The organism is Rhizobium phaseoli, assembly GCF_001664385.1.
Taxonomy (GTDB): Bacteria; Pseudomonadota; Alphaproteobacteria; order Rhizobiales; family Rhizobiaceae; genus Rhizobium; species Rhizobium phaseoli.
Window position 1 is genome coordinate 37206 of the sequence record NZ_CP013533.1, and the last position, 25705, is coordinate 62910.

General features: G+C 60.9%; 20 protein-coding genes and 4 pseudogenes. 12 read left to right on the top strand and 12 right to left on the bottom strand.

Annotated features, from left to right (window positions below):
• Window positions 1–12: 12 nt before the first annotated feature.
• The 9 genes from AMC88_RS21890 to AMC88_RS21930 all read right to left on the bottom strand — a co-directional run bounded on the left by AMC88_RS21890 (window position 13) and on the right by AMC88_RS21930 (window position 11537).
• Complete coding sequence (locus AMC88_RS21890) at window positions 13–972, bottom strand: lysylphosphatidylglycerol synthase transmembrane domain-containing protein (protein WP_064825903.1); 960 nt, start codon at window positions 970–972, stop codon at window positions 13–15.
• Window positions 969–2939, bottom strand: coding sequence for an ArnT family glycosyltransferase (locus tag AMC88_RS21895; RefSeq protein WP_064825904.1), 1971 nt, complete (start codon window positions 2937–2939; stop codon window positions 969–971). The genes AMC88_RS21890 and AMC88_RS21895 overlap by 4 nt, the downstream gene beginning before the upstream one ends.
• Before the next feature lie 20 nt (window positions 2940–2959).
• Window positions 2960–4198, bottom strand: a complete 1239-nt coding sequence (locus tag AMC88_RS21900; protein WP_064825905.1) for a glycosyltransferase family 2 protein — start codon at window positions 4196–4198, stop codon at window positions 2960–2962.
• A gap of 16 nt (window positions 4199–4214) precedes the next feature.
• Entirely contained in the window at window positions 4215–4841 is a 627-nt protein-coding gene (locus AMC88_RS21905; RefSeq protein ID WP_064825906.1) for an SIS domain-containing protein, read from the bottom strand.
• A gap of 301 nt (window positions 4842–5142) precedes the next feature.
• Window positions 5143–6120, bottom strand: a complete 978-nt coding sequence (locus tag AMC88_RS21910; RefSeq protein WP_064825907.1) for an ABC transporter ATP-binding protein — start codon at window positions 6118–6120, stop codon at window positions 5143–5145.
• Window positions 6121–6124: 4 nt separating this feature from the next.
• Complete coding sequence (locus AMC88_RS21915; protein ID WP_064825908.1) at window positions 6125–6952, bottom strand: carbohydrate ABC transporter permease; 828 nt, start codon at window positions 6950–6952, stop codon at window positions 6125–6127.
• Window positions 6949–7827 (bottom strand): carbohydrate ABC transporter permease, encoded by an 879-nt coding sequence (locus AMC88_RS21920; RefSeq protein WP_064823233.1) that lies wholly within the window; start codon window positions 7825–7827, stop codon window positions 6949–6951. Before AMC88_RS21920 ends, AMC88_RS21915 begins: the two co-directional genes overlap by 4 nt.
• 67 nt (window positions 7828–7894) lie before the next feature.
• Entirely contained in the window at window positions 7895–9178 is a 1284-nt protein-coding gene (locus AMC88_RS21925; RefSeq protein WP_064825909.1) for an ABC transporter substrate-binding protein, read from the bottom strand.
• Window positions 9179–9215: 37 nt separating this feature from the next.
• A complete protein-coding gene (locus AMC88_RS21930; protein ID WP_064825910.1) occupies window positions 9216–11537 on the bottom strand; it encodes an alpha-L-rhamnosidase in 2322 nt (773 codons plus the stop codon).
• A 141-nt stretch (window positions 11538–11678) separates the two neighbouring features.
• Between AMC88_RS21930 and AMC88_RS21935 the strand changes: the two genes are divergently transcribed.
• Window positions 11679–12737 (top strand): LacI family DNA-binding transcriptional regulator, encoded by a 1059-nt coding sequence (locus AMC88_RS21935; protein WP_064825911.1) that lies wholly within the window; start codon window positions 11679–11681, stop codon window positions 12735–12737.
• 55 nt (window positions 12738–12792) lie between these two features.
• Here AMC88_RS21935 and AMC88_RS21940 read toward each other — a convergent pair whose 3' ends face one another.
• Complete coding sequence (locus AMC88_RS21940) at window positions 12793–13704, bottom strand: dihydrodipicolinate synthase family protein (protein ID WP_064825912.1); 912 nt, start codon at window positions 13702–13704, stop codon at window positions 12793–12795.
• Window positions 13705–13831: 127 nt separating this feature from the next.
• Here AMC88_RS21940 and AMC88_RS21945 point away from each other — a divergent pair, with 127 nt between their 5' ends.
• From AMC88_RS21945 to AMC88_RS21985, 10 genes and pseudogenes are all read left to right on the top strand, one after another.
• Complete coding sequence (locus tag AMC88_RS21945; protein WP_064825913.1) at window positions 13832–14536, top strand: GntR family transcriptional regulator; 705 nt, start codon at window positions 13832–13834, stop codon at window positions 14534–14536.
• Window positions 14537–14573: 37 nt separating this feature from the next.
• Window positions 14574–14740: pseudogene (locus AMC88_RS33255) on the top strand (M24 family metallopeptidase); the annotation flags it as partial.
• A gap of 318 nt (window positions 14741–15058) precedes the next feature.
• A complete protein-coding gene (msuE, locus tag AMC88_RS21950) occupies window positions 15059–15631 on the top strand; it encodes an FMN reductase (protein ID WP_064825914.1) in 573 nt (190 codons plus the stop codon).
• Window positions 15632–15663: 32 nt separating this feature from the next.
• Entirely contained in the window at window positions 15664–16773 is a 1110-nt protein-coding gene (gene sfnG / locus AMC88_RS21955) for a dimethylsulfone monooxygenase SfnG (protein ID WP_064825915.1), read from the top strand.
• A 114-nt stretch (window positions 16774–16887) separates the two neighbouring features.
• Window positions 16888–17802, top strand: a complete 915-nt coding sequence (locus tag AMC88_RS21960; RefSeq protein ID WP_064825916.1) for an ABC transporter ATP-binding protein — start codon at window positions 16888–16890, stop codon at window positions 17800–17802.
• Window positions 17802–18698, top strand: a complete 897-nt coding sequence (locus AMC88_RS21965) for a branched-chain amino acid ABC transporter permease (protein ID WP_064825917.1) — start codon at window positions 17802–17804, stop codon at window positions 18696–18698. The genes AMC88_RS21960 and AMC88_RS21965 overlap by 1 nt, the downstream gene beginning before the upstream one ends.
• A 1-nt stretch (window position 18699) precedes the next feature.
• Complete coding sequence (locus AMC88_RS21970) at window positions 18700–19743, top strand: branched-chain amino acid ABC transporter permease (RefSeq protein WP_064825918.1); 1044 nt, start codon at window positions 18700–18702, stop codon at window positions 19741–19743.
• Between the two features lie 97 nt (window positions 19744–19840).
• A complete protein-coding gene (locus AMC88_RS21975; protein WP_064825919.1) occupies window positions 19841–21175 on the top strand; it encodes an ABC transporter substrate-binding protein in 1335 nt (444 codons plus the stop codon).
• Window positions 21176–21254: 79 nt separating this feature from the next.
• Window positions 21255–22049, top strand: coding sequence for an ABC transporter ATP-binding protein (locus AMC88_RS21980; RefSeq protein WP_064825920.1), 795 nt, complete (start codon window positions 21255–21257; stop codon window positions 22047–22049).
• Between the two features lie 32 nt (window positions 22050–22081).
• Window positions 22082–23329 (top strand): SfnB family sulfur acquisition oxidoreductase, encoded by a 1248-nt coding sequence (locus tag AMC88_RS21985; protein WP_064825921.1) that lies wholly within the window; start codon window positions 22082–22084, stop codon window positions 23327–23329.
• Between the two features lie 102 nt (window positions 23330–23431).
• On the opposite strand, the pseudogene AMC88_RS21990 reads toward AMC88_RS21985, so the two are convergent.
• Both AMC88_RS21990 and AMC88_RS32240 read right to left on the bottom strand, forming a co-directional pair.
• Window positions 23432–24777 (bottom strand): annotated as a pseudogene (locus tag AMC88_RS21990) (alpha-L-fucosidase).
• Between the two features lie 27 nt (window positions 24778–24804).
• A pseudogene (locus AMC88_RS32240) lies at window positions 24805–24978 on the bottom strand (substrate-binding domain-containing protein); the annotation flags it as partial.
• On the opposite strand from AMC88_RS32240, the pseudogene AMC88_RS21995 reads away from it, so the two are divergent.
• Window positions 24977–25582, top strand: a pseudogene (locus AMC88_RS21995) (enolase-like domain-containing protein); the annotation flags it as partial. The pseudogenes AMC88_RS32240 and AMC88_RS21995 sit on opposite strands and share 2 nt — an antisense overlap.
• Between the last annotated feature and the right edge of the window lie 123 nt (window positions 25583–25705).

The window sequence follows — 25705 nt, forward strand, 5'->3', positions numbered from 1 at the left end:
TGTTAAGGCTCTTCAGAGCGCTTTGATCTTTCCCGTATGAGGACGCGAAAGGACGAATACACCACCGGCCAAGCCGACCACAAGCTGCAACAGGCCGAAAACCACCGACAGCGTCGCGGCGTCCGTCGTGCCGATGCCGAACACGGCAAGCGAAATGATCATGCCGCCTTCGCGTAGGCCCCATCCTCCAACGGAAATGGGAACCATGGCGATCAACAATACCGGCGGGAAAGCGGCGGCGGCCTGACCCCAGTCGAGCGGGAGGCCAAGGCCGAGAACGAGGATCTCAAGCGAGACGACACCCAAGCCGTGAATGGCGAGGGTCAATAGAAATATTCCGAGCATTCTCCGGTGGGTGAGAAAAGCCCCCAGCGCCTCATTCAGCGCGTGCAGTTTTTCCGGAAGAAGCCGAACGAAGAGATGGCGACGCCAGCTGAACACTAGGGCCGATGCGATGGTTCCCGCGACGCCGAGGGCCGTGAGTTCGGTGAGATAGGGGATTGGGAGGTCGTGCCCGTAAAACGTCCGCATGATGATCAGGCCGATCAGCGCAACGACGGCCAGCCCGAACAGGGTGAGGATACGGTCCATGACGACGCCGAGTGTGGCTTCCTGGATCGTCAAGCCATATTTGAGGGCGCCGAATATGCGCGCGGCATCGCCTGGAATGGGACTTGGAAGAGCCTGATTGTAAAAGAGGCTCTGCATGAAGAGTTCCATGGCCCCTGATATTTTCAGCCTCTGCCCGATCATCTCCGATAGAAGGCACCACCGCCAGGCCGAAAGCAGGGCCTGCAAGAGAAGGAGGAAGACGCTGACGCAGATAGTCGTCACCGACAGGGTCTGGATCGCCGCCCAGCCTTCTGCGAAATCGACCCTAAGCGCGATCCATAGGACGAGGCCAAGCGCGACCGCCACTTTCAGAACCGGTATGCCGATGCGAAGCAATGCGCGGGAGGAGGGAGTGGTCACGATGCCCGATCCGCGTCGAAACGGTAGAGCTTCCAGCCGAACCGATCCATCAAGATCAGTGAGGAGCGGGGCATCATATGGGCTATGACACTATTGGCCATCACGATTTTATCTGCTCCGATGCGTTCGGTCAGGAATGCGCTGTCGGCATCGGGAGGAACGATGAAGTAGGCTATTTGATTGTCCCTGATGAAGGCGTCGATGTCCGAGCCGGGTGCAGGCAGCACGTGGCGTGGCAATTGCCAACCGCCATCGTGGCCGTCGTTATAGGCCGTGGAGAATAGTGTGTTAGCAGGGTCGAAAGGTTGGAAAACGGTCCGCAGGTCATGATCCGCGATATAGCGGTACATGAAATAAGCTTTGCGATGGCTCTCCATGTATTTGTCGACGCTGATCATGCCAAGCACGACGTCGAACTCTTTCGCCTTTATGGGATCAATGTCGCTGCCGCCCATTCGGTGCCAATGGGAAATCCAAAATCCTCCGGCCAGCAAGCCGATGATCACCGGGCTGGCGACCCTGCATGCTGGCGAGGAGGCAATTTTCGCAAATGGGGCTATCTGCGGCAAAACGTGCCGGTCGAGCCATCTATCTAGTCGTTCACGAACCACGTTGGCGCCGATAAACCCGGTCGAAAAGAAAAGCAGATAAGCTGGCGTTGCCCACCGTATGTGATTGAACATGACAGTGTACCAGATCGCAAACATCGCTACGACCATCGCGGTGAGGAATGCGACGCGGCGAAAAGCCACTGCCAGACCGGCCAGGATCAGGGTAAGAGCGAAGAAAGCGTTGACCCTGCGAGCTAGGAACCACTCGTAAAGGATATAGAGAAAGTCGTGCAATCCCTGCAGACTTGCCAGGTTCGTTACGTAATGCCGGTTGGCAGGTTTGAAAGGCCTACCCAACTCGAGCATGTAATCCGCCATCCACGAGTCTGTGAGGCCTGGATGACCGAACAGGAAGGGATAGATCGGATTGCCGAGAACGATGAGATTTTTCGCGTACCAATAGCCCGCAACCGCGAGGAATGCATAGACGCATGACAGAAAGAGCGGCAGCGATATTCTTCTCTTGAACAGCGTTGGAGCTAACGCCAGCCCTATGAGGCCGACCATCTGCAGTTCGGTATATTTTCCTCCGACCGCCCCTCCTAACACGAGGGCGCAATGAAAGAGCTCCGCGGGACGACCGGTTTCCAAATAACGCCATAGGAAAAGCATCGCTGCGACTGAGAAGCACGACCGGGCCAAATCCGTCATTGGCTCGCCGACATCTCTTGTGAAGAAAGAGCCACCGAAGATCAGAATAACGACTAGGAAAAAACCACATGCCCGCCAACGACTAGCGCAGCTTGAAAGCAGGAACAGAAACCCGAAAAAAATCGCGATATTGACGGCGCCCGCGCCGGTCCAGTGACCGCTGATCATCATAGCGAGCGCAAACAACAGATTGAAGAAGAGCGGAATATTGCCGTAGAAAAGATGATCAATTTGCGGCGACACAAAACCGGCGTGCTCTATGATACTCTTAGCGAGTGGGATGTGAAAAACCCACACGTCGTCGATACCAGACGGAAATTGGGCCAGAACGCTCCACACATAGCAGAGTATGATGCACGTGAAGGCCGCAAGCGCCGGCAAAGGATTTCCGCTTTTCGTTTCAGCGGTGATTTTACGAAGCAGCGAAGCCAGGTCACAGAGAACGGCGACGAGATCGCGCCGCCGCCAGATCATCGAGATCACCACGACGGGGAGAACGATTTCCCATCGCAGCCCATGAAATGCGCCAAGGATCGTGGCTGCGCCGCCCGATATCGCCAGAGCCGGCAAAATACCGCTGAATAGGAAGTCGGCGCCATCCCGAAAGGGTTGATCGCAATGTCGGTTGAGCCGGGCAACGATGCCCCGGTCGATCACGAGGCCCCATAAGATTACGGAGAGAACCGTGCACCAGCCTAGGATCATGATCGCCCCCTTCGCGGCTCTTATCCCGCGAGAGGCGGCACAGGCTTCTTGACCGGCAGCATGACCCCGAGTGCTCTTATCATCAGGCCTGATATAAAGATCTGGAACGCCGTGATGATAAGCCAAAGCCCGAAGACGGCCCAGTTGGTCTCGATGCCGATCTCAGGCAGCACGTATCCGTTGCCGACATAGGAATCGAACAGCGGAACTGCCAGCAACACGCCTGCCAGAACGGCGATAACCGATCCCCAGATCGTTGCATTGTAAGGCAAAAGCCGCTCGAAACGGGGCTGCACATGTCCCGAATAGTCGAAAACCACGCGACCGATCGCCGCAGAAACCAGCATTGATTGACCAAGGACGGCCATCGCCATGGCAAACAGCATGGCGTTGGACGAGAAGCGCACACCGCCGATCGACATCGGGCCGGCAAGCAGTGGCAGCATCATGATCAGGCCGAGGGCCAGAAGCAGGAGACCCGGCCAGACGAGAAAGAAATCAAATCCGTAGACAAACATCGCCTGCAGATTGCGCCAGCCGGCGCGCCACGGCTCCATCCAGCCCCGACGCTTCATGTGGCTCAGCCGTCCCTCCGGGTCCTTCAGGAAATGGATCGGCACTTCGGTGGTGGCAAGCTCCATATGCACGGACTTCAGTACCATTTCCGAGGCATATTCCCAACCTTGCGAACGGAGATCCATGCGCAGCAATGCATCGACGCTGATGCCCCGCATGCCGCAATGGATGTCGGAAAAGCGGCTGGCGAACATGCGATTGAGAATCCATGTCGTCAGGGGCGTTCCGAAATAGCGGTGCAGCGGCGGCATTGCATTGTCTTCGATGGAGCCCTTGAACCGCGAGCCCATCACGAAGTCATAGCCTTTCCGGAAGGCATCGATAAATGGCGCGATCTGCCGAAAATCGTAGGTGCAGTCCGCATCACCCATGATGATGAACTTGCCGCGGACGAAAGGAATGGCGTCGATGTAAGCGCGACCCAGGCCGCGCTTCGGCGTCCGCAACACGCGTGCGCCTCTCTCACGCGCGATCTCCGGGGTGCGATCGGTCGAACTGTCGACGATGAGGATTTCGACCGCCGCACCGCTTGCCGCGATGCCCTGACGGCACCAATCGACGAAGGTTCCGATCGTCAATTCCTCGTTGAGCGAGGGGACGAGGATGGTGACCTCCGGGTCGGCGACGTCGTCATCTGGCGTCAGAAGCGTCAATTCCGGATCGTGGATGTTGGGGAAATTCATGCGCGTGCTAAGGTTCTTAGGAAAGGCTGGGCGGGACGAGGCCGCAGGAAAAATCCAATATGGCGTGGCAGATCGCCAGATGGGCAATCTCCACATAGCCATATTGGTCGGAAGCGACGTAGAAATTCAGATCACCGAGCGCGCGCAACGGGTTGCCCGGCGCGAAGCCGCTCAAGGTGATGACGGCGCCGCCTTTTTCGCGGGCCATGCGAACGGCCTTAGTGATGCTTTCCGACCTGCCCGAACTGCTAATCGCGATCAGCAGATCTCCTTCATTCGCATGCATTTCGATCTGCTTTGCGAAGACGTTCTCATAGCCGAGATCGTTCGAGAGGCAGGTCAGCGTTGCGCCGTCGTTCATCGCCATGGCGCGGAGGCCGCCATTTTTGGAGTAGTCCGTGGCCATATGGCTGGCAATGGCCGCGCTGCCGCCGTTGCCGATGAAGATGATCTTCCGGCCGGCATCATGGGTAGCGCGGGCGAGTTGCATGGCCTCACTCACCGCAGTTGCATAATCCAGGCTTTCGTCAGCCGGTCGCGAGGCGGCGGCATTCACGAGAACATGGCGGAGAAATGTGAAATAGCGATCGAGATCGCCGGTCGTGACGCCAATCGCGGATGATTTGCTCTCGTTAGGCGACATGCCGGTTCAACCCCTACGCCTTGGAAATTGGGGCGTCCTTAAAGGCTAAATGATACAAAGGCAAGTTGCCCGCGGTCCCTTTCGAGTTGCCAATGAGTGTCACGGCTTTGCAACTAACGGTCTTCGTCAAAGCGAAATTATCCGAAAACAGTTGGCAGTTGAGGTTTGCCTTTCGCGTTCGTCTCTCCGGGCATTCAAAATGAACTGCGTGGCAGGCGCTCTCGGAAAGGCACCGCCGGTCACCTGCCGACCGCTGTGATAATGCCCATTTCCAAGGCGAGGCCATCCGCAGTACGATGTTTCAGAACCGATGTTCCGCACCCTCGACCGGATTTGCCCAGACCATCATCCCAGGCGCAAACGGCGTCTCGCCTTCGGTGCGCACGACCATTTCGCCGAGATCGGCGACATCGAGATAGAGGATCGCGTCGGCGCCGAGCCGTTCCACATGGCGGATTCTGCCTTGCCACTGGCCGGTGCGTTCCGAAAGTCTGACATGTTCCGGGCGGATGCCGTAGGTGGTGCAGTTCATCCGCCGTGCCGTCTCGCCGCCATAGAGGTTCATTTTCGGGCTGCCGATGAAGCCGGCGACGAAGGGTGTGGCGGGATTGCGGTAGAGCTCCATCGGGCTGCCGATCTGCTCGACGGCGCCGCCGTTCAAAACGACGATCTTGTCGGCCATCGTCATCGCCTCGATCTGGTCGTGGGTGACATAGATCATCGTCGATTTCAGCCGGGTGTGGAGATCGGATATTTCCAGGCGCATCTGAGCCCGCAGCGATGCGTCGAGGTTGGAAAGCGGCTCGTCGAACAGGAAGACCTTGGGATCGCGAACAATCGCCCGGCCGATGGCGACACGCTGCCTCTGGCCGCCGGAGAGCGCTTTCGGCTTTCGCTCGAGCAGGTGGGTGAGCTGCAGCGTTTCGGCTGCCGCCGCGACTTTGGCTGTGATCTCCGCCTTCGGCCGGCGGGCGAGCGACAGGCCGAAGCCGATATTCTCGGCAACCGTCATATGCGGGTAGAGCGCATAGCTCTGGAAGACCATGGCGATGCCGCGTTCGGAGGGTTCGGCATGGGTCACGTCCTTGCCGCCGATGGTCAGCCTACCCGACGTTGTCTCTTCCAGGCCGGCGATGATGCGCAGCAGCGTCGATTTTCCGCATCCCGAGGGACCGACGAACACCACGAACTCGCCGGAGGCCACCTCCAGATCGATCCCCTTGATGACCTCAAGGGCGCCGAAGCTTTTGCGGACCTGTTTGAGCGTAAGTTCGGCCATTCTGCTACCCTTTCACCGCGCCTGATGTCATGCCCGCGACGATCTGCCGGTTGAAGAAGATGAAGACGATCAGCGGCGGTATCGTCACGAGGAGGATATTCATGAAGAGAAGGTTGTATTGGCTCGTATACATGCTCTGAAAATTATAGAGCGTCAGCTGCACCGTCACATTCTCTTTGCCGGGGAGGTAATAGAGCGGGTTGGTGAAATCGTTGAAGATCGCGATCGATTGCACGACGATGTTGGTGACGGTCACCGGCTTCAGAAGCGGCAGGATCACCCGGAAGAAGATCTGCCGGGGCTTTGCGCCGTCGATCAGCGCCGCCTCGTCGAGATCGCGCGGGATGGTCGAGATGAAGGACCGGTAGAGTAATGTGGAGAAGGAGAGATTATAGGCGACCTGGATCAGGATCATCCCGGTCATGGTCTTGAAGAGGCCGATCTCCTGCAGCAGGCCGATCGTTGGAACCACGGCGGGCGGCATCATCAGGCCCATGAAGAGGGCAACGGAGGCGACCTTGTTCCAGGCTGTCCTGCGGCGCTGCATCACATAGCCGACCATCGCCGATAGCAAGATGAGGATCGTGACGGAGGCGACGGTGATCAGCGTCGAATTGAAATAGGCGAGCACGAGCTGGTAATCGCGCGCCTTGAAAACGGCCACGAGATTGTCCCAGAACAGCCATCGCTCCGGCAATTCGAAATCGAGGCGCGAGGCTTCGGATTTCGATTTCACCGCCTGCAAAGCGACGAAGACGAAAGGCATGACGAAGACGACGGCTGCGACGGCAAGCGATATGGCGCCGGTTACATAGGGACGGATGCTTCTCATTCTTCGACCCCGCGCCGGTTGAACCACAGGGTGAGCGGCAGGATGATTGCGGCAATCAGCGCGAACAGGATGACGTTGCCGGCCGTCGACAGGCCATAGAAGCCCGCCTGATACTGCTTGTAGATGACCGAGGCGATGACGTCGGAGGAGAAACCCGGGCCGCCGCGGGTCATCGCCCAAATCAGGTCGAAGGAGCGAAGGCCGCCGATCAGCGACAATGTCACCACCGTGATGGTGGCGGGGCGCACGAGCGGCAGGGTGACGCGGAAAAATTGCTGAAGGCGCGTCGCTCCGTCGATTCTCGCCGCCTCGTAATAATCGGGGCTAATCGCGGCGAGACCGGCGATGAAGATGAGGGTCGCGAGGCCGACACCCTTCCATAGATCGACCAGGGCCACTGAAAAAAGAGCGAGCGCCGGGTCGGTCAGCCACCCCGGCCCGGGAATACCGAGCGCCTCCAGCGTGACATTAATGATGCCCTTGGTGGGATGCATCATCACCGTGAAGGTGATGCCGATGCCGATCGTCGAGACGAGGACGGGAAAGAAGACCAGCGTGCGTAGGAAACCGCGGGCGAAGATATTGCCGGTCAGCAGCACGGCGAGCAGCAGCCCGCAGACCGTCTTCAGGCCCGACGTAGTCACGGCGTAGATCAGGGTGTTGATAAGCCCCTGGATGAGGAAGGGTTCGGAAAAGAACTGTCGGAAATTTTCGAGCCCGATGAATTCGGCCGTCGACAGATCCCATCGTGTTAGGCTGAACCAGAGGGACGATACCGTCGGAACGAGAAACAGTACGCCGTAAATGACGGCGGCAGGAATGAAGAACCACAGCGGATAGGGCGATTTGCGCGCGGGGCGGCGTGTCTCGGTCATAGCTCCCTCTTCGATCGGGTGGAGCCTCGCCCTTTGCGGGCGAGGCTGACTGGCCCGAAAGACCGCTCTACCAGTTGGGCAGGCCGAGCTGCTTGGCCTGTTTGCGCACGTCATCGTCATAGAGTTTCGCCGCGTCGGCGGGCTGGCGGATGCCGGAGCCGACTTCGACGGTGATCTGCTCGAGCGCCGGTCCCTTGACCGGAGAGACGAATTCCAGAGCCGGCGTCGTTTTGTCCTTGGCCTCGAAATAGGGAAGCATGTCCTTGATCGCAGGCGGTACGTCCGCCGGCAGGTCGCAGCCGTCGACCAGGGAAGGCCCTTCAACGGCGTTGGTTTCCACCATCACCTTGCAGCCCTCGACGCTGCCGGCGAAATCGACGAATTTCTTTGCTTCGTCGGCGTGCTGGCTGGTCGCCGGAATATAAAGACCGGGCGGCATCCAGACCGTCAGCCCGTTCGTCGCCGCCTCGTCGCTCGGCTGAGCGAAGAACCCGACATCGCCCAGATTTTCGGGATAATTCTGCTTGAGCGCGCCGACGGCGAAGCTCAACATCGGATAATGCGCCGCCTCGCCGGTCGCCACCATTCTCAGGCCGTCGTCATAGCTTGCCGCGCCGAAATCGTCGTTCATCAGGCCGGCGTCGTGAACGTCCTTCAGCCGTTCGAAACCCTTCATCGCTGCCGGCGTTTCGGCATATTTCGCTTTGTTGGCGGTATAGTCGGCGGCGAAGTTCGGCACGGCGGCGTGCAGATTATAATAATCGGCGAGAACGAAGAGCTGCGAGGTCCAGGTGTCGCGATAGGTCTGCGCCACGGCGACCTTGCCTGATGCCTTGACCTTGGCATTGTTGGCCATGAACTCCGCCCATGTCTTCGGAACGGACAGGCCGAGCTCCTGGTAGATCTTCCTGTTATAGAGGATTCCGCCTGCCATCGCCGTGCCGAAGGGAACGCCGTAGAGCTTGCCGTCGGCACCGACGACCGCCTTGAAGCTTCCATCCACTTTCGCTTGCGACGACAGGCCGCTCAGATCGACCAGCGTCTGCGTGGGCTTCAGCGCCTGCAGCAGCGAGCCGGAATTATAAAGGAACACATCGGACATTTCGCCGGTTGCCAGGCGGGTCTTGATGATATTGTCACCCTCGCCGCCGCCCGGCCGCTGTTCGATCTCGATGGTCACGTCGGGCGCCTTGGCCTGGTAGGCGGCCACCAGGGCTTCAGCCGCCGCGATGGTGTCAGGGTTGTTATCGATCAGGAATGACAGGGTGGTTTCCGCCTGCGACGGGCCGGCCGCGGCCAAGGCCAGAAGCGCCGACGCGCCCCAAAGAATGCGCTTTATCCGATGTGTCATGACGTTCCTCCTCTGAACGGTGTGACCTTTATGCTCCTCAATGATCGGGTAGGGAAAAAACCAGCTGGTGCGTCCCCGGCGAAAGAACGGCCTCCCGGATGACAGGCTTGCCGTCAAGCGACGGGTTCTTGTGCCGCGGTCCGGGCCGGAAGCGGCCGACGCAGCCCTCCGGAAGCGTCAGCACATAGGTGACCTCGTTGCCGGTGCAGCGCCAGCCGGCCTCGATGCGTCCCTGGCTGATGTCGTGATAGGCTGAAACAGGCGAAAGCGACAGGATCGGCGCGGGATTGACGACGACCTCGGCAAACCCCGGCGCATCCGGGCTCGGTGAAATGCCGGCGACGCATTCGAACAGCCATTGGCAGACCGCGCCATAGGCATAGTGGTTATAGCTGTTCATGTCGGGCTCGTAGATGGTGCCGTCGGGCGCCATCGAATCCCAGCGCTCCCAGATCGTCGTTGCTCCCTTCGAGACCTGATAGAGCCAGCCCGGCACGTCCTCCTGCAGGAAGACCTTTTCGGCGAGGTCGTCCATGCCGAGCTTCGTCAAGGCCGGCAAAAGGGCAGGGGTGCCGATGAAGCCGGTGCCGATCTTGTAGTCGGCATCGATGATGACCTGCCGAAAATGCTGCCGGGCCGCCTGATCATGCTCGACCGGTATCAGGTCGTTGAGGAACGCGAGTGCATAGGAGGTTTGGTCATTATGAGCGAGCCGCCCCGCGGGAGTGATGAACTCGTTGGCGAAAGCCTGCCGGATTTCTCCGGCGCGCCGCTTCATCTGCTCTTCAAGTGCGTCCTCGCCGAGAACGGCGGCGATTTTTGCCAGAAGATCCGTCGAGATGAAGTGGTAGAGAGTAGCCGCACAATCGTCGGCGATCGTCGGGCGCGGCTTTCTGTTGTCGCCGACCGGCTGCAGCCAGTCGCCGAAAGTGAAGCCGCGCGCACCCCAGCGCGACGGCGGACGCACGATCGGGCCATCCGAGATGGACCAGACGAAATCGACCCAGCGCACCATGGAATCCAGGCATTCCGAGAGAGCGGCCCGATCGCCGTAATGGGTGTAGAGAACCCAGGGGATGACGACGATCGCGTCGCCCCAGCCGGTCGAGCCGGCATAGCCTGGGAAGTTGGCGGGATGCAGACGCGTCGGGTCCGGCGAAAAGTGCGAGACGGCGCCGTCCTCGCGCTGGTCGGCCATCACGTCGCGCAGATACTTCCTGAGGAAAGACTGGCTGTCGCTCAGCCAGCATGCGGTTGCGGCAAAGACCTGGGCGTCGCCCGTCCAGCCCAGGCGTTCGTCGCGCTGTGGGCAATCTGTGGGCACTTCGACGAAATTGGCGCGCTGCGACCAGATGGTATTCTGCACGAGGCGGTTGACGAGAGGGTTGCCCGATGTGAAGCCGCCGGCGGGCTCTGGCACCGACGAGATCGGGATCGACGCGATTTCCAGGATCTCGGCATTCCCGGTGATCGTCACGCGGGCATAGCGGAAACCGTGGAAGGTGAAGTGCGGCGCATAGGTCTCCTCGCCGTCTCCGCGCAGCGTATAGAGCGTGTGCGCTGCGGCCGTACGGTAGTTGCGATTGTCGAAATGGCGATCTGGGCCGAGGATTTCGGAATGCTCCACCCGCACTTGGGCGCCGCCGGCGCCGCGGACCGTGTATCTGACATAACCGCCGACATTCTGGCCGAAGTCATAGATCGTTCTGCCCTCATCATCGATCCAGCTGTCGACCGGGGCGAGCGGCTGCAACTCCCGCACAGCCGCGGTCTCATGGGCGATGAGCAGCCCCCTATCGAAAGGCAGTCTCTCGGTCCCATGCGTATGTGTCAGGTTTTCCCGGAGCGCGTCATAGATCTCGCCGAAATAGATGCCCGATTTCAGAATGGGCAGAAGGCCGCTCCGCCAGCTCGTATCGGTGGACAGAATGGTGCCGTCCGCTCCGACCAGATCGGCAATGGCGCCGATCCTGTCGCCCCAGCAATTCGGGATCGCGCTTGCGCCCCACATGATCGGCGACCGGTACCATCCGTCGGCGAGCCAGATCTCGATCCGGTTGCGGCCGGGTTTGAGCAGGCTTGAGACGTCGTATCGCTGATAGGCAATGCGATCGTCATAGTTCGTCCAGCCCGGCGTCAAGAGATCGGTGCCGACGCGCTCACCATTGATAAAGCAGCGGTAGAGGCCGAGCGCGGAGATGAAGAGTTCGACCGGGCCTCCAGCGCCCTCGAGATCGAAGCTCCTAGAAACGAAGCTTGCTTGCGTTCCCTGACCGCCGTCCGACAGCGGCGCGATCATCTCTCCAGACCAGGCGCGCGAAACGCGATCGCCGCTGATGGCTGCCGGCTGAAAGTTCATCAAGTCCTCCCAGATAATGTAGAACGTTCTCCATATAACGTTCTACATTTTTTTCGGGAGCGCAATAGAAATTTCGCCGCCACTCTGCCATGGTGTTTTGGTGGGCAATTGTGGACGGCCCGCAGAGCAGCCAGAGATTTCATGTCGATCGAAGACAAACAAAGACTGCAACGAAATGATCGCGTGACGATCCGCACAGTGGCAAAGCACGCGGGCGTCTCGGTCGCCGCGGTTTCCAAGGTGATGCGAAATGCCTACGGCGTCAGCGAAGGGCTGCGCGCAAAGGTGACCGGCGCCATCGAAGAGCTCGGCTATCGCCCTTCGAGGGCGGCGCGGGGCTTGCGCGGCCGCAGTTTCACCATCGGCGTGCTGCTGATCGACATCCGCAATCCCTTCCTGCCGGAGGTGATCGCCGGCGTGAACGGCGTGCTGGCGCCTTCGCATTATCAGGCGATGATCGGCGTCAGCGATGCGCGCGTGCAGCTGGAGACGTCGTTGATCGAGTCGATGATCGACTACAAAATGGACGGCCTGATCCTCGTTGCCCCGCGCTTGCCCTCCGAGATCATCGCCAAGTTCGCGTCAGAGATACCGATCGTTGCCGTCGGTTACCACGATGCCGGCGCCACCGCCTTCGATACCGTCAATGCCGACGACCAGCGCGGCGCCGAGATCGCGGTGGAGGCGCTGCTTGCCTGCGGCTACCGCGATATCGAGATGCTCAGTCTCGGCGAGCGCGAGGGACATCAGGTTTCCGTCGTTCGTCAGCGTGAGATCGGCTTCCGTCGGGCAATGCAGCGCGCCGGGCTCGGATCGTCTGCGCCGATCAGCAAAATCCCCATCGCCCCGCCGAAGCGGGAGGAAACGATGCGAAAGTTCCTGTTGCGGAAGAACAGGCCGCGCGCCGTCTTCTGCTGGAGCGATCTCGACGCGATTACCCTTTTGAGCCTGGCGATGGAGATGGGGGTGCGCGTGCCCGAAGACCTCGCCGTTATCGGCTACGACAATTCGTCGACCGCAGCGCTCGGCCTCGTCAATCTCGCAAGCATTGATCAGTCGGGCAGGGAGCTCGGCCAGGTCGCCACCCGGACATTGATTTCCAGGATCGAGGGCCGCACCAGCGCGGAGCATATTTTCCAGATACCGTCGCTGGTCGGCCGCAGCAGCCTCATCCGTTCCGGCAAGGCCGAAGGCGCTTAGCGCGAGCGTGGAAAGGCCAGCAGACGCGGTGCATGCTGCTGCCGGCCTGTTTATCTCAGGCGGCCTTGCCGATTTTCGATGGACGCGTGGCGGCCGCTTTTTCGACCATGGCGGTGACCTCGGCGCGGCGCGCGCCCGACAGCGGCAGGCGCGGCATGCGGACGCGTTCGGAGCCGCGGCCCATGATCTGTTCTGCGAGCTTGATCGACTGCACGAGGTCGTGCTCGGCATCGAGATGCAGAAGCGGCATGAACCAGCGGTAGATCTCGCGGGCCTTCGCCCAATCGCCGCGTTCGGCGGCGGCGACGAGTTGCACGGATTCCTCCGGGAAGGCGCTGGTGAGGCCAGAGACCCAGCCCTTGGCGCCGAGCATCAGCCCTTCAAGCGCGACGTCATCGAGACCGGCGAAAATATCGAAACGATCGCCGAATTCATTGATGAGGTCGGTGAAGCGGCGCGGATCCGGCGCACTTTCCTTGACGGCCTTGATATTCGGCACGTCGGCGAGCACCTTCAGCACGTCGGCGCCGATGTTGACGCGATAGGCCGGCGGGTTGTTGTAAAGCATGATCGGCAGCGAGGTCGCTTCGGCGACGGTGCGGAAATGGGCGATCAGCTCTTCCGGCTTCGGCACATAGACCATGGCCGGCAGCAGCATCAGCCCGTCGGCGCCGAGCTTTTCGGCGTCGCGGGCATAGGCGACGGCGCGGCGCGTGTCGAATTCGGAGACGCCTGTCACAACAGGAACGCGGCCGTTGACGACCTCGACGGCCGCTTTGAGGATTGTGCGCTTTTCATCGGGATCGAGCGAATTGTTCTCGCCGCATGTGCCCATCACGATCAAGCCGTTGACCCCGTCATTGACGAGCGCGTCCTGAACGCGCTGGGTTGCGGGCAGATCCACGGAAAGACCTTCGTTGAATTGTGTCGTTACGGCGGGAAATACGCCCTTCCATCCTGTCGTCATCGCTTGCACCCCGTTGAAGTCGGGAGCGTTATATACAAACTGTCGACAGGACTCAACCGGGTTTATCAGGACCGTTGCAGAAACCGGCCGAAACGCAATACAAGGCTTCAGGACAGAGGCGGGACACATGCAGAATGACACGGAAAATGTGCGGGTGCGCGGCTCCGGCACGCAGAGCGTCTATGTGACGCTGCGCCGGGAGATCCTGTCGATGGCTCTAGAACCCGGCAGCCCGCTCGACGAGGTGCGGTTGTCGGAGCGTTTCGGCATGTCGCGGACGCCCATTCGCGAGGCGCTGCTGCGACTTGTAGCCGATGGCCTCGTCACGACCCTCCCCAACCGAAACACGATTGTCGCGCCGATCGATTTTGCGAGCCTGCCCACCTATTTCGAAGCGCTGACGCTGATGTACCGGGTGACGACGCGCGGGGCTGCCGAGCGGCGAAACGACGAAATCATGGAGAGCATCCGCCTGCATCAGAAAGATTTTGCCGATGCCGTCGCTGCGCGAGACGCCTATGCGATGATCGAGGCGAACCGCGAATTCCACGTGGCGATCGCCGAGCTTGCCGGCAATTCCTATTACACGACCTTCTTCGCCAAGCTGCTCGACGAAGGCCGGCGCATCCTTCGGCTTTATTATTCGACCTTCGACGACCGCCTGCCGCGTCAGTATGTCGATGAACATGAGGAAATCATCGCCGCGATCGAGGCTGGCGACGCCGATCGCGCCGATCGGCTAGCGATCGCTCATGCCGGCCAAATCGTCCGGCAGATCCAGGACTACATTGCCCGCGACCTCGACCGGCCGGTGGCGATCAGCCTATCCTGAAGCGATTGGGTTCAGCGGGCGAGGGATGTCTGGCTTCCGCGGCAATCACACGCCGCTAGCCGCCGGCATGTGTTTTTCAAACGAACCGATGATCGTCTTTCCCGAAAAATTCGGGATCCGGTCGGAAACCATATCTATATGACCGCCGAAGGACCGCGTTGGTTCACCAGGCCGGCGGCCGGGCCGACCGAGCCGTTCTCCTGAAAGGCGTCGTGTGTTAGCGGCTCGGGGCAGCGAGCCCCTCTGGCAGAAACCGTGACTCTTTGCCCTGCTGTTTTCGGCAAGCTTTTGCGAGCTTGCCCGGCGATGGGATGCCGGGGCTTGCGATGTGACGGCCGGGTCATCCGCCTCGCAGTCACCGGTTTGCTCGTCTTGCCCAACGCCTCTTGAGAAAATTCTTCCGGAATCCGCGTCTTGCTACGGCAGTTCGATCCGCTTTCAAGCGAAGATTAGAACATCTTCGCCTGCAATTAGTCCACTAATTACATAGATTAAAACTACAAAATCGGGAACGTCTGCATCATGAACATCCTAGCGCTCAGCGGCAATGTCAAAAGACCGTCCCGGACGGCGTCCTTGGTGAATGTCATCGCCGATCGCCTGCAGCAGCGTATCGATGGCCACCTGCAGTCCATCGAGATTGTCGATGCCGCTCCCGTGCTCTTTCGCGCGCTTCGAGCGGACCAGCTCGATACCGAGGGCAAGACGATCGTTGCGACGGTCGAGGGCGCCGATATCATCATCGTTGGATCGCCTGTCTATCGCGCATCCTACAGCGGCGCCCTGAAGCACCTGTTCGACCTCGTCGATTATCGAGCGCTGTCAGGCAAACGCGTCGTCCTGGCGGCAACCGGCGGTACGCCATTGCACGGCCTGATGCTCGAGCACCAATTGCGGCCGCTCTTCGGCTTCTTCAATGCAATCACCGTCCCGACCGGGGTCTACGCGCTTGAGGCCGACTTTACCGATCACCAACTGACGAATCCTGCCGTCCTCGAGCGTGTCGATCGAGCCGTCGAGGAGATCGCCGCAATCACGCCGGCGGCCGACGCCGCGGTGCCCGCCGCAGGCAAACGCAACGAATTGGCGGCTTAGCGCGTGGAACGAAATTCAAGAGGGAGCCTTACATGACTTTTTCCAATGCCTCGAACGAGCCGGTCAAATTCGCTTATTGGGTGCCGAATGTTTCGGGCGGCCTGGTGATTTCGAACATCGAGCAGCGCACAAGCTGGACGATTGAATACAATAGAAAGCTTGCGCAGATCGCCGAAGCGAGCGGTTTCGACTATGCCCTGAGCCAGATCCGGTTCACCGCAGGTTACGGCGCGGAATTTCAGCATGAATCGGTTTCGTTCAGCCACGCCCTGCTTGAATCAACGACGACGTTGAAGGTGATCGCGGCGATCCTGCCCGGCCCGTGGAATCCGGCCCTTGCCGCCAAGCAGATTGCGACCATCAATCACCTGACCAACGGGCGTGTTGCCGTCAATATTGTCAGCGGTTGGTTCCGCGGCGAATTCACCGCCATCGGCGAGCATTGGCTTGATCATGACGAGCGCTATCGCCGGTCGGAGGAGTTCATCCGCGCGCTTCGCGGCATCTGGACCGAGGACAATTTCACCTTCCGCGGCGATTTCTATCGCTTCAACAATTATTCGCTGAAGCCGAAGCCGATCGATCCGCAGCCGGAAATCTTCCAGGGCGGCTCTTCGCGTGCGGCGCGCGATATGGCATCACGTGTCTCCGACTGGTATTTCACCAACGGCAACACGCCGGCTGAAATCCGCAAGCAGGTCGAAGACATCAAGTCGAAGGCCGAAACCAACGGCCATTCCGTCCGGGTTGGGGTGAACGCCTTTGCGATCGTCCGCGAGACGGAAGAAGAAGCCAAGGCGGTCCTTGCCGAAATCATCGAGAAGGCCAATCCCGAGGCGGTAAACGCTTTCGGGCATGAGGTGAAGAACGCCGGCAAGGCTTCGCCTGAAGGCGAGGGCAACTGGGCGAAATCGTCCTTCGAGGATCTCGTTCAATATAATGACGGCTTCCGCTCGAACCTCATCGGCACGCCCCGGCAGGTGGCCGAAAGGATCGTCGAACTCAAGCGGGCCGGTGCGGATTTGATCCTGCTCGGTTTCCTGCATTTCCAGGAAGAGGTCGAATATTTCGGCAAGCATGTGATTCCGCTCGTGCGCGAGCTCGAGGAAACTGCCAAGGCGCAGGCGGTGGCTGCCGAATAAGGGCAGTCGACCGCCCGAATATCTCTTGCAAGCGACACATCACCCGCGCGTGGGCCGATCGGCCCACGTCAGAGGGACCTGTGCGCCACGTTCACGCCCGTATGGAGGACCCGAATGCCCGCCGCGACCTATTCCCTTGACGTGCTGGAAACCGGCGCGCCGCAGGGCGCCGGCGCCCGGATTGCCCGCCCGCTGCCCTTGCCGTCAGGCAAGGCGGGCGTGCCGCAGCAGAGCGAAGAGACCCTTGCTCTCGCCTTGCACGGGATCAGCCTGTCATTCGGCGGGGTCACGGCCCTGGTCGACGTAGATCTCTCCATTGCTGCAGGGGAAATCCGCGCCATTATCGGGCCGAATGGCGCCGGCAAAAGTTCGCTGATCAATGTCATCAGCGGTGTCTATCGCTCCGACCGCGGCCATGTCAGCATCGGCCCCGACGCCTACCGGCATGTGCCGACCGAACGGCTGGCCTCGCTCGGTGTCGCCCGCACCTTCCAAAACCTCGCCTTGTTCAAGGGCTTGAGCGTTATCGACAATGTGATCGCCGGTCGAGCCCATACCGTGCGCTCGTCGTTCGCCGGGCAGATCCTCGGCCTTGGACGGGCGCGGCGCGAAGAGGCGGACGCGCGCGAACGTGCGGGCCGTGTGCTTGAATTCCTGCATCTCGACCACGTGGGACATCGGTTGGCTGGCACGCTGCCTTACGGCCTGCAAAAGCGTGTCGAGCTTGCGCGCGCCTTGGTGGCAGAGCCGAAGATCCTGCTTTTGGACGAGCCGATGGCCGGCATGACGGCGGGAGAAAAGGCCGATATGGCGGAATTCATTCGCGCTGTCCGCGACCGGTATCAAACAACCGTTATCCTCATTGAGCACGATATCGGCGTGGTCATGCAGCTTTCCGACCGAATTGCCGTCCTCGACTACGGCCGCAAGATCGCTGACGGGACCCCGGACGAAATCCGTGCCGATCAGCGCGTCATCGAGGCCTATCTCGGTGTCGCTGCTGAGAACGAAGACGGGGAGGGCATCTGATGGGGGATTTCGATTGGCTGTTCCTGATCGAAGTGCTGGTCGGCGGCTTATTGTCCGGTGTCATGTATTCGCTCGTCGCCATCGGCTTCGTGCTGATCTACAAGACATCAGGCGTCCTCAACTTCGCTCAAGGGGCAATGTTGCTGTTTGCCGCGCTGACCTTCGTCAGCCTGGTCGAGCGCGGCGTGCCCTTTGTCCTGGCGCTCGTTCTAACATTTGCGGTGATGGTTCTGATCGGCGTCGCCATCGAGCGCACGGTGCTGCGGCCATTGACCAACAAGCCGCCGATTACGCTCTTCATGGCGACGCTCGGGCTCTCCTATATCATCGAAGGCGCGGCGCAGCTCATCTGGGGCACGCAGGTCCACGGTCTGGAGCTGGGGATCGAGGATATTCCTTTCGATGTCGGCGGCGTCTTCATCAGCCAGTTCGATCTATTTGCTGCGGCAGTCGCTGCGGCGATGGTGGCGGCGCTCTCGGCCTTCTTCCGCTACACCCGGATTGGACTGGCCTTCCGCGCCGTCGCCGACGATCAGTTCGCTGCCCTTGCGGTGGGGCTGAAGCTGCCCTGGATCTGGGCAACCGTCTGGGCCGCCGCCGGTGTCGTGGCGCTCGTTGCGGGCCTGTTGTGGGGCGCGCGGCTTGGCGTCCAGTTCTCTCTGTCGCTGGTCGTGCTGAAAGCGCTTCCCGTTCTCGTCCTCGGCGGTTTCGATTCCATTCTGGGGGCGATCGTCGGTGGTCTGCTGATCGGCGCAACCGAAAAGCTCGCGGAGGTCTATATCGGCGAATATTTCGGGGGCGGCATCGAGGGCTGGATCGCCTATGTCGCGGCTCTCGCCTTCCTGCTCATCCGCCCGTCCGGCCTCTTCGGACAAAAGCTCGTGGAAAGGGTCTGATATGGCCGTCATTGTCGCCGATGTTCATCCCGGCCGGCTTTCCAGCTCCTGGCTGGCGCCCATTGTCATCGTTGCCGGTGCCTATCTCGTGGTGCCCTTCATCGGCTCGACCTATCTCTTCGAAGCGATCCTTCTGCCGTTCCTGGCGCTCAGTCTGGCAGGCGTCGGCCTGAACCTGCTCACCGGTTATGCCGGCCAGGTCTCGCTTGGAAGTGCGGCCTTCATGGCCGTCGGCGCCTTCGCCGCTTACAATTTCAATCTGCGCGTCGACGGTCTGCCGCTCATCGTCAGCATTCTATTGGCCGGCCTTTCGGCGGCGGTGATCGGGATCGTCTTCGGCCTGCCGAGCCTCAGATTGAAAGGCTTCTATCTCGCCGTGTCGACGCTTGCCGCGCAGTTCTTCGTGCAGTGGGCGCTCACCAAGTTCAGCTGGTTTTCAAACGACTCCGCTTCCGGAGTGATCGACGCGCCGGCCTTGACGCTTGCCGGCCTGGAATTCACCGGGCCGGTCGGCCGCTACCTCTTTTCGCTGACGGTCGTCGTCATGCTGACCTTCCTTGCCCATCGGCTGACGACGTCGCAAACCGGTCGCAACTTCATCGCCGTTCGCGACAACGAGACGGCGGCGCGCATCATCGGGGTGCCCGTTTTGAAAACCAAGCTGCTCGCCTTTGCGATTTCCTCATTCATCATCGCGGTGGCGGGGGCTCTGTGGGCTTTCGCTTATCTCAGAACCGTCGAGCCCGCCGGTTTCAATCTCGACCGGTCGTTCCAGATCCTCTTCATCATCATCATTGGTGGGCTTGCCTCGACGCGGGGCGCCTTTCTCGGCGCCGCACTGATCGTCGTCTTTCCGCTGTTGCTGTCGCGGCTGGGTTCGTTCCTGCTCGGCGATCTCTTCGATTCCGGCGTGCTCGACATGAGCCAGCGCATCGTGCTCGGCGCCCTGATCATTCTGTTTCTGATCCTCGAACCGGACGGGCTCTCCTCGCTCTGGGACAACATCCGAAGGCGGCTCGGCTCTGCCGTCGGCAGACGAGCCTGACCAAGCCGGGGCGCAAGCTCCGAAAACATCCAAAACGCACCGCTCATTCAACCAGATTCGGTCTCAGCACCGGACAATACTCGGAGTGTATCCAGACATGACCATGCTTGCGAAATTGAAAGCCGCCGCCTTTGCGGCCGGCCTGGCCGTCTCGGCCGCCATACCGGTCGCCCATGCGGACGAACAATATTTCCCGCTGCAGAGCTATCGCGTCGGGCCTTATGCAGCCGGCGGCACCGGCTTTTTCGGCGGCTTCATCGATTATCTCAATCTTATCAACACGCGCGACGGCGGCGTGAACGGCGTTAAGCTCACCTGGTCGGAGGCGGAAACGCAGTACGAGGTGGAGCGTGGCGTCGAAGCCTATGAGCGCCTCAAAAGCAATCCCAATATCGCCGCCTGGAATCCGCTTTCAGTCGGTATCGCCTATGCCATGATCGACCGCATCACCCAGGACAAGGTGCCGTTGATCACCATCAATCACGGCCGTACCGACTCCACCGACGGCCGCGTCTTCCCCTATGTCTTTCCGCTGCTGCTCAATCCCTACAGCGAGACCTCCGGCATCGTGAACTACATCGCCTCCAAGCTCGGCGGCCCCGACAAGCTGAAGGGCAAGAAGATCGTCGTGCTTTACCACGGCTCGCCCTACGGCAAGGAAACCATCCCGATTTACGAATTGCTGTCGAAGCAATACGGTTTCGAACTGCAGCAGATCGAAGTGCCACATCCCGGCAACGAGCAGCAGGCGCAGTGGCTGACGATCCGTCGCGCCAAACCGGATTATGTCGTCCTGCGCGGCTGGGGCGTCATGAACCCGGTCGCCCTCAAGACGGCGGCCAAGACGGGCTTCCCGGTCGATCACATCATCGGCAACGTCTGGTCTAACTCCGAAGAAGACGTCATCCCGGCCGGCGACGCAGCCAAGGGTTATACCGCGATCACCACGCAGGCTTCCGGCGCGGAATATCCCGTGGTTCAGGAGATCGTGAAGACGCTCTACGACAACGGCAGGGGCAATCTCGAAGACAAGAAGCGCATCGGTTCAGTCTACCACAATCTCGGCATCGTCAACGGCATCCTGAACGTCGAAGCCATCCGTATCGCACAGGAAAAGTTCGGCCACCGGACATTGACAGGCGACGAGGTCCGCTGGGGCTTCGAACATCTGCAACTCGACCCCGCCCGCGTTGAAGCGCTCGGCGCCAAGGATCTGTTTCATTCGATCAACGTCACCTGGGACAATCACGAAGGCAACGGCTACGTGACCTTCCAGCAGTGGGACGGCAAGAAATGGAACGTTGTATCCGATTGGATCGCACCGGACTGGGCGCTGCTCCGGCCGATCATCGAAAAGTCCTCGGAAGCCTATGCCAAGGAAAAGGGCATCAAGCTGCGCACGGCTGAAGATGCCCAGGCCGTGACGAACTGAGCCGATCGCCGGGCATTGGCGGGAGCAGGTCCCGCCGATGCCCGGCTCTTCCACGAAACCACATTGAGACTGGTGGACCATGGCTGGAAAAGACGTTTTGCTGAGCGTGGACGGGGTCAAGGCGACCTATAATGGTGCGATCACCGCGCTCCACGGGGTCAGTTTCACGCTTCGCCGCGGCGAAATCCTGGCACTTCTTGGCGCCAACGGCGCCGGCAAGACGACGACGCTCAAAGCGATTTCGAACCTGCTGCCGGCCGAGCGCGGCGAGATCACCGCCGGCAGCATCCTTTATCAGGGACGCGACGTCACCAAGGCAAAACCGGCCGAATTGGTGCGGGCCGGTCTCGTACAGGTCCTCGAGGGCCGGCATTGTTTTCGCAACCTCACCGTCGAAGAAAATCTCATTGCGGGCGGTCTGGGACGGAGCGGTTCACGCGCGGAAATCGCCGCCGATCTGGAGCGGATCTATGCGATCTTTCCCCGGCTGAAGGACAAGCGCCGCGCATTGTCCGGGCTTGCCTCCGGCGGCGAGCAGCAAATGGTGGCGATCGGCCGGGCGCTGATGTCGCGTCCGACCCTGCTGGTGCTCGACGAACCGTCGATGGGACTGGCGCCGATCATCGTCCAGGACATTTTCCGGACGCTGCGGCGGCTGAATGCTGAAAGCGGGCTTTCCATTCTCGTCGCCGAACAGAATTCCGCGATCGCGCTGCGCTATGCCGATCGGGCAACCATCCTTGAAAACGGCACTGCGGCACTTTCGGGAGATGCGGCCGAACTGCGTCAGCGCGACGACGTCAAGGCGTTTTATCTCGGTCAGAAGGCAGCACCCGCCTCCGTGTCTTCGACAGCAAGCCTCCCACCGGCCTGAGCGGCCCCCATCATCAACCAGGAGAAATCATCATGACGCTCTCACAGGTCAACACTGAAAATGCCGCCAAGGCCGTGCCGGCGGTGCCACGTCCGGCCGCGCCTGCTCATATCATCAGGGACGATGCCGAGGCGATCGCCGTCGCCAGGAAGCTTGCCGCCGAATTCGTTCAGGAATCGGCCAAGCGCGACCGAGAACGGATCTGGCCCGTCGCCGAGCTGGATGCTTTCTCGCAAAGCGGCCTGTGGTCGATCAACGTGCCGAAGGCCTTCGGCGGTCCCGAAGTCTCCTATGCCACGCTTGCCAAGGTCATCGAGATCATATCGGCGGCGGATTCATCGATCGGCCAGATCGCTCAGAATCATCTGGGTGTTGTCGCGGCGATTCGAACCGTATCCGATCCCGAGCAGCAAAAGCTTCTCTTCTCCGAAGTGCTGAAGGGTACCCGCTTCGGCAATGCCTTTTCGGAATTCGGCTCGAAACGCGCGGTCGATTTCGAGACGCGTTTTATCGATGCCGGCGACCATGTCGTCGTCAACGGGCGCAAATTCTACTCCTCCGGCGCGCTGCTCGCGCATCTGGTGCCGATCGTCGCGCTCGATGACCAGGGGCGGGCCTGGTATGCGATCGCGGAGCGCGATGCGCCGGGTCTGACCGTCATCGACGACTGGTCTTCCTTCGGCCAGCGCACGACGCTGTCGGGCACCGTGCTCCTCGACAACGTCAAGGTGCCGAAGACCCATCTCGTGCCGGGTTACAGGGGCTATGAAGTGCCGACCGCCGATGGCGCAATCTTCCAGATCATCCAGGTCGCCGTCGACACCGGCATCGCGCAGGCAGCCATCGACGAGACCGTCGCATTCGTGCGCACCAAGAGCCGGGCGTGGGTGGACAGCGGCCTGGATCATGCCTGGGATGATCCTTATACGATCCAGGCCGTCGGCGATCTGACGCTGCGTCTGCATGCGGCGCAGGCGCTTCTGGAAAAGGCCGGCTATGCGGTCGACCGGGCGGTGCTCAATCCCAATGCCGACACTGTCGCCGAAGCGCAGATCGTCACGGCGGAGGCCAAGATCCTCTCGACGGAAATCGCGATTGCGGCGACGAACAAGCTGTTCGAGCTCGCCGGAACCCGCTCGACGCTCGCCGAACACAATCTCGACCGCCATTGGCGCAATGCCCGCACCCATACGCTCCATGATCCCGTGCGCTGGAAATACGCCATTCTCGGCAAGTATTTCCTGAATGGAGAAAAGCCGCCGCTTCACGCCTGGAGCTGATGGGCCGAAGAGGTCTTCTATCGTCTACAGCGCCGCGCGTCTTTCGGGCGGCACTGTAACACTTTGAAACTATCGGGATGCTTCCGATAGCGATGCCGATTTTCAGGCCGATGCGCTGGCAAGGCCAGCGGCACTTCCCGCCTTGAGCTTGACCTCGATGACCGGGACCACGACCTTGGGTCGGCGTACCGGCAGGACGAATGTCAGCTCGTCCTCGGCGACCGGGAACTGGGTGTTCGCCCACAAGGTATTGGCGGAGGGTCGCAGCCAGGTGACTTCGCTCGCATCGTGCAGGAACTGCGCATATTCGATCTTGCCCGCCAGCGCATCGAAATGCAGATGCTTATAGGGCCAGTTGAACAGGTGGATATAGAGCCGGTCGCCGTTCTGGGTCAGGCGGCAATCGGGCGGGGCGGTGAAGTCGGACCGGGTGCGGCCGACGATGCTGCGCTCATGCAGCGCCATCCACTCCTCATAGGCGGCAAGGGCTGATAGCGCGCGGTGGTCAAGCGTGCCGCGCGCCGGCGGCCCGACATTCATCAGCAAATTGCCGCCGATCGCGACGGTGCCGACCAGCATCTGCACCAGCTGCTCGGTGCTTTTCCAGGTGTCCTCGTCACGGTGATAGCCCCAGGAGCCGCTGAGCGTCGGCAGGCTTCCCAGACGACGCGCCGGCCGTCGCGTTTCGGCCAGGCGCGCGGCATATATTGCTCCGGCGTGACAATGTCGGGCTGCAGACCCGCAAGATCGAGCCGGTTGTTGATGATGATATCAGGGGCAAGCTCGCGCACGAGCCGCACGAGTTTTTCGCTTTCCCAGTCCCGATGGCCCTTTCCGGCAAGCTCCCCGAGCTTCCACTGCGGGTAGCTGAAATCGAACCACAGGATGTCGATCTGGCCGAACTCGGTCAGCAATTCGCGCACCTGCTCGCGCATGAAGGCGGCATAACGCCGCATATCCCGGCCTTCGTTGATTTTTGCTGCATCGGGATGATTGCGCTGCGGATGGCGCGGATCGACGGTGAAGTCGGGGTGATGCCAGTCGATCAGCGAATAATAGAAGCCGATCCTCAGGCCCTCGGCGCGGAAGGCGTCGACGAAAGGGCGCAGCAGATCCTTGCCATAAGGCGTGTTGGTCACCTTGAAGTCGGTGGCCTTGGTGTCCCAGAGGCAGAAGCCTTCATGGTGCTTGGTGGTCAGCACCACATATTTCATGCCCGCGGCCTTGGCGCGTCTCGCCCATTCGCGGGGATCGTAGAGATCGGGGTCGAAATGATCGAAATATTTCTGATAGTCGGCGTCGTTCAGTTCCTCGCGGCTCTTGATCCATTCATGGCGCGCCGGCAGGGCATAGAGCCCCCAATGCACGAACATGCCGAACCGGTCATGAACGAACCAGGCCTTCTTCTCTTCGGGCAGGGCCAATGACTGCAGATTGCCGGCATCCATGGGATATTCCTCCTGTTGATCGTCGGATCATGTCGTTTCGCGGACGATGAGTTCGGGCACGATGACGATGCCGTGCTGACGGTTTTTGGTGGCGATGCGGCTAAGCAGCAGGCGCACGGCTTCCTCTCCCATCTCCCGTTTCTGCACCCGCAGGGTGGTGAGCGCCGGAGACAGAAGTTCGGCCGTCGGGATGTCGTCGAAACAGCTTGGCTTCCAGCTGGCACGGATTGATTCAACGCCCCGGCTGGCCAGGCTGCGCGCGGCCATTGCCTTCGTCGAGCAGCCGTTCTCACGCGAGATCACCATGGAAACGCCGCTCGGGGATCTGACGGCGCAATTGCCGTTCCTGATCGATGAGAGCGACGATGGCGACGATGCTTTCGCCCACGCCCGCGAGCTCGGCTATACCGGCGTCTCGTCGAAGACCTGCAAGGGCATTTACCGCTCGCTGCTGAAGGCGATCCGCATCAGAACGGGAGGCGTGTCAGGGCTGTTCCTCTCCGGCGAGGATCTGACCTGTCAGGCCGGGCTTGCCGTGCAGCAGGATCTGGCGCTGGTTTCGCTGCTCGGCCTCTCCCATGTCGAGCGCAATGGTCATCACTATGTGGCCGGCATGCGAGGCGCGCCGCAGGCGGAGAAAGCGCGCTTTGCCGCGGCCCATCCCGATCTCTACGAGCAGGGGCGGGACGGGCCGCTCCTGTCGATCCGCGACGGCCGGATCGCCATCGCTTCGCTCGGGGTCATCGGCTATGCGAGCGGCGCTTTGCCGGATTTCGAGGCGATGGAGCCGTTATCGGCCGGATAGCAGGACGCGCAGGCGGCTTGCGGCCGCCTGCGGGGGAACACGTCCCGCGGTCTTGTTCCCGTGGGGGAGGGAATGCGACCGAAGAAGTTGCCGTCACCGGCTGCTGACTGGAGGGCGGCGAAG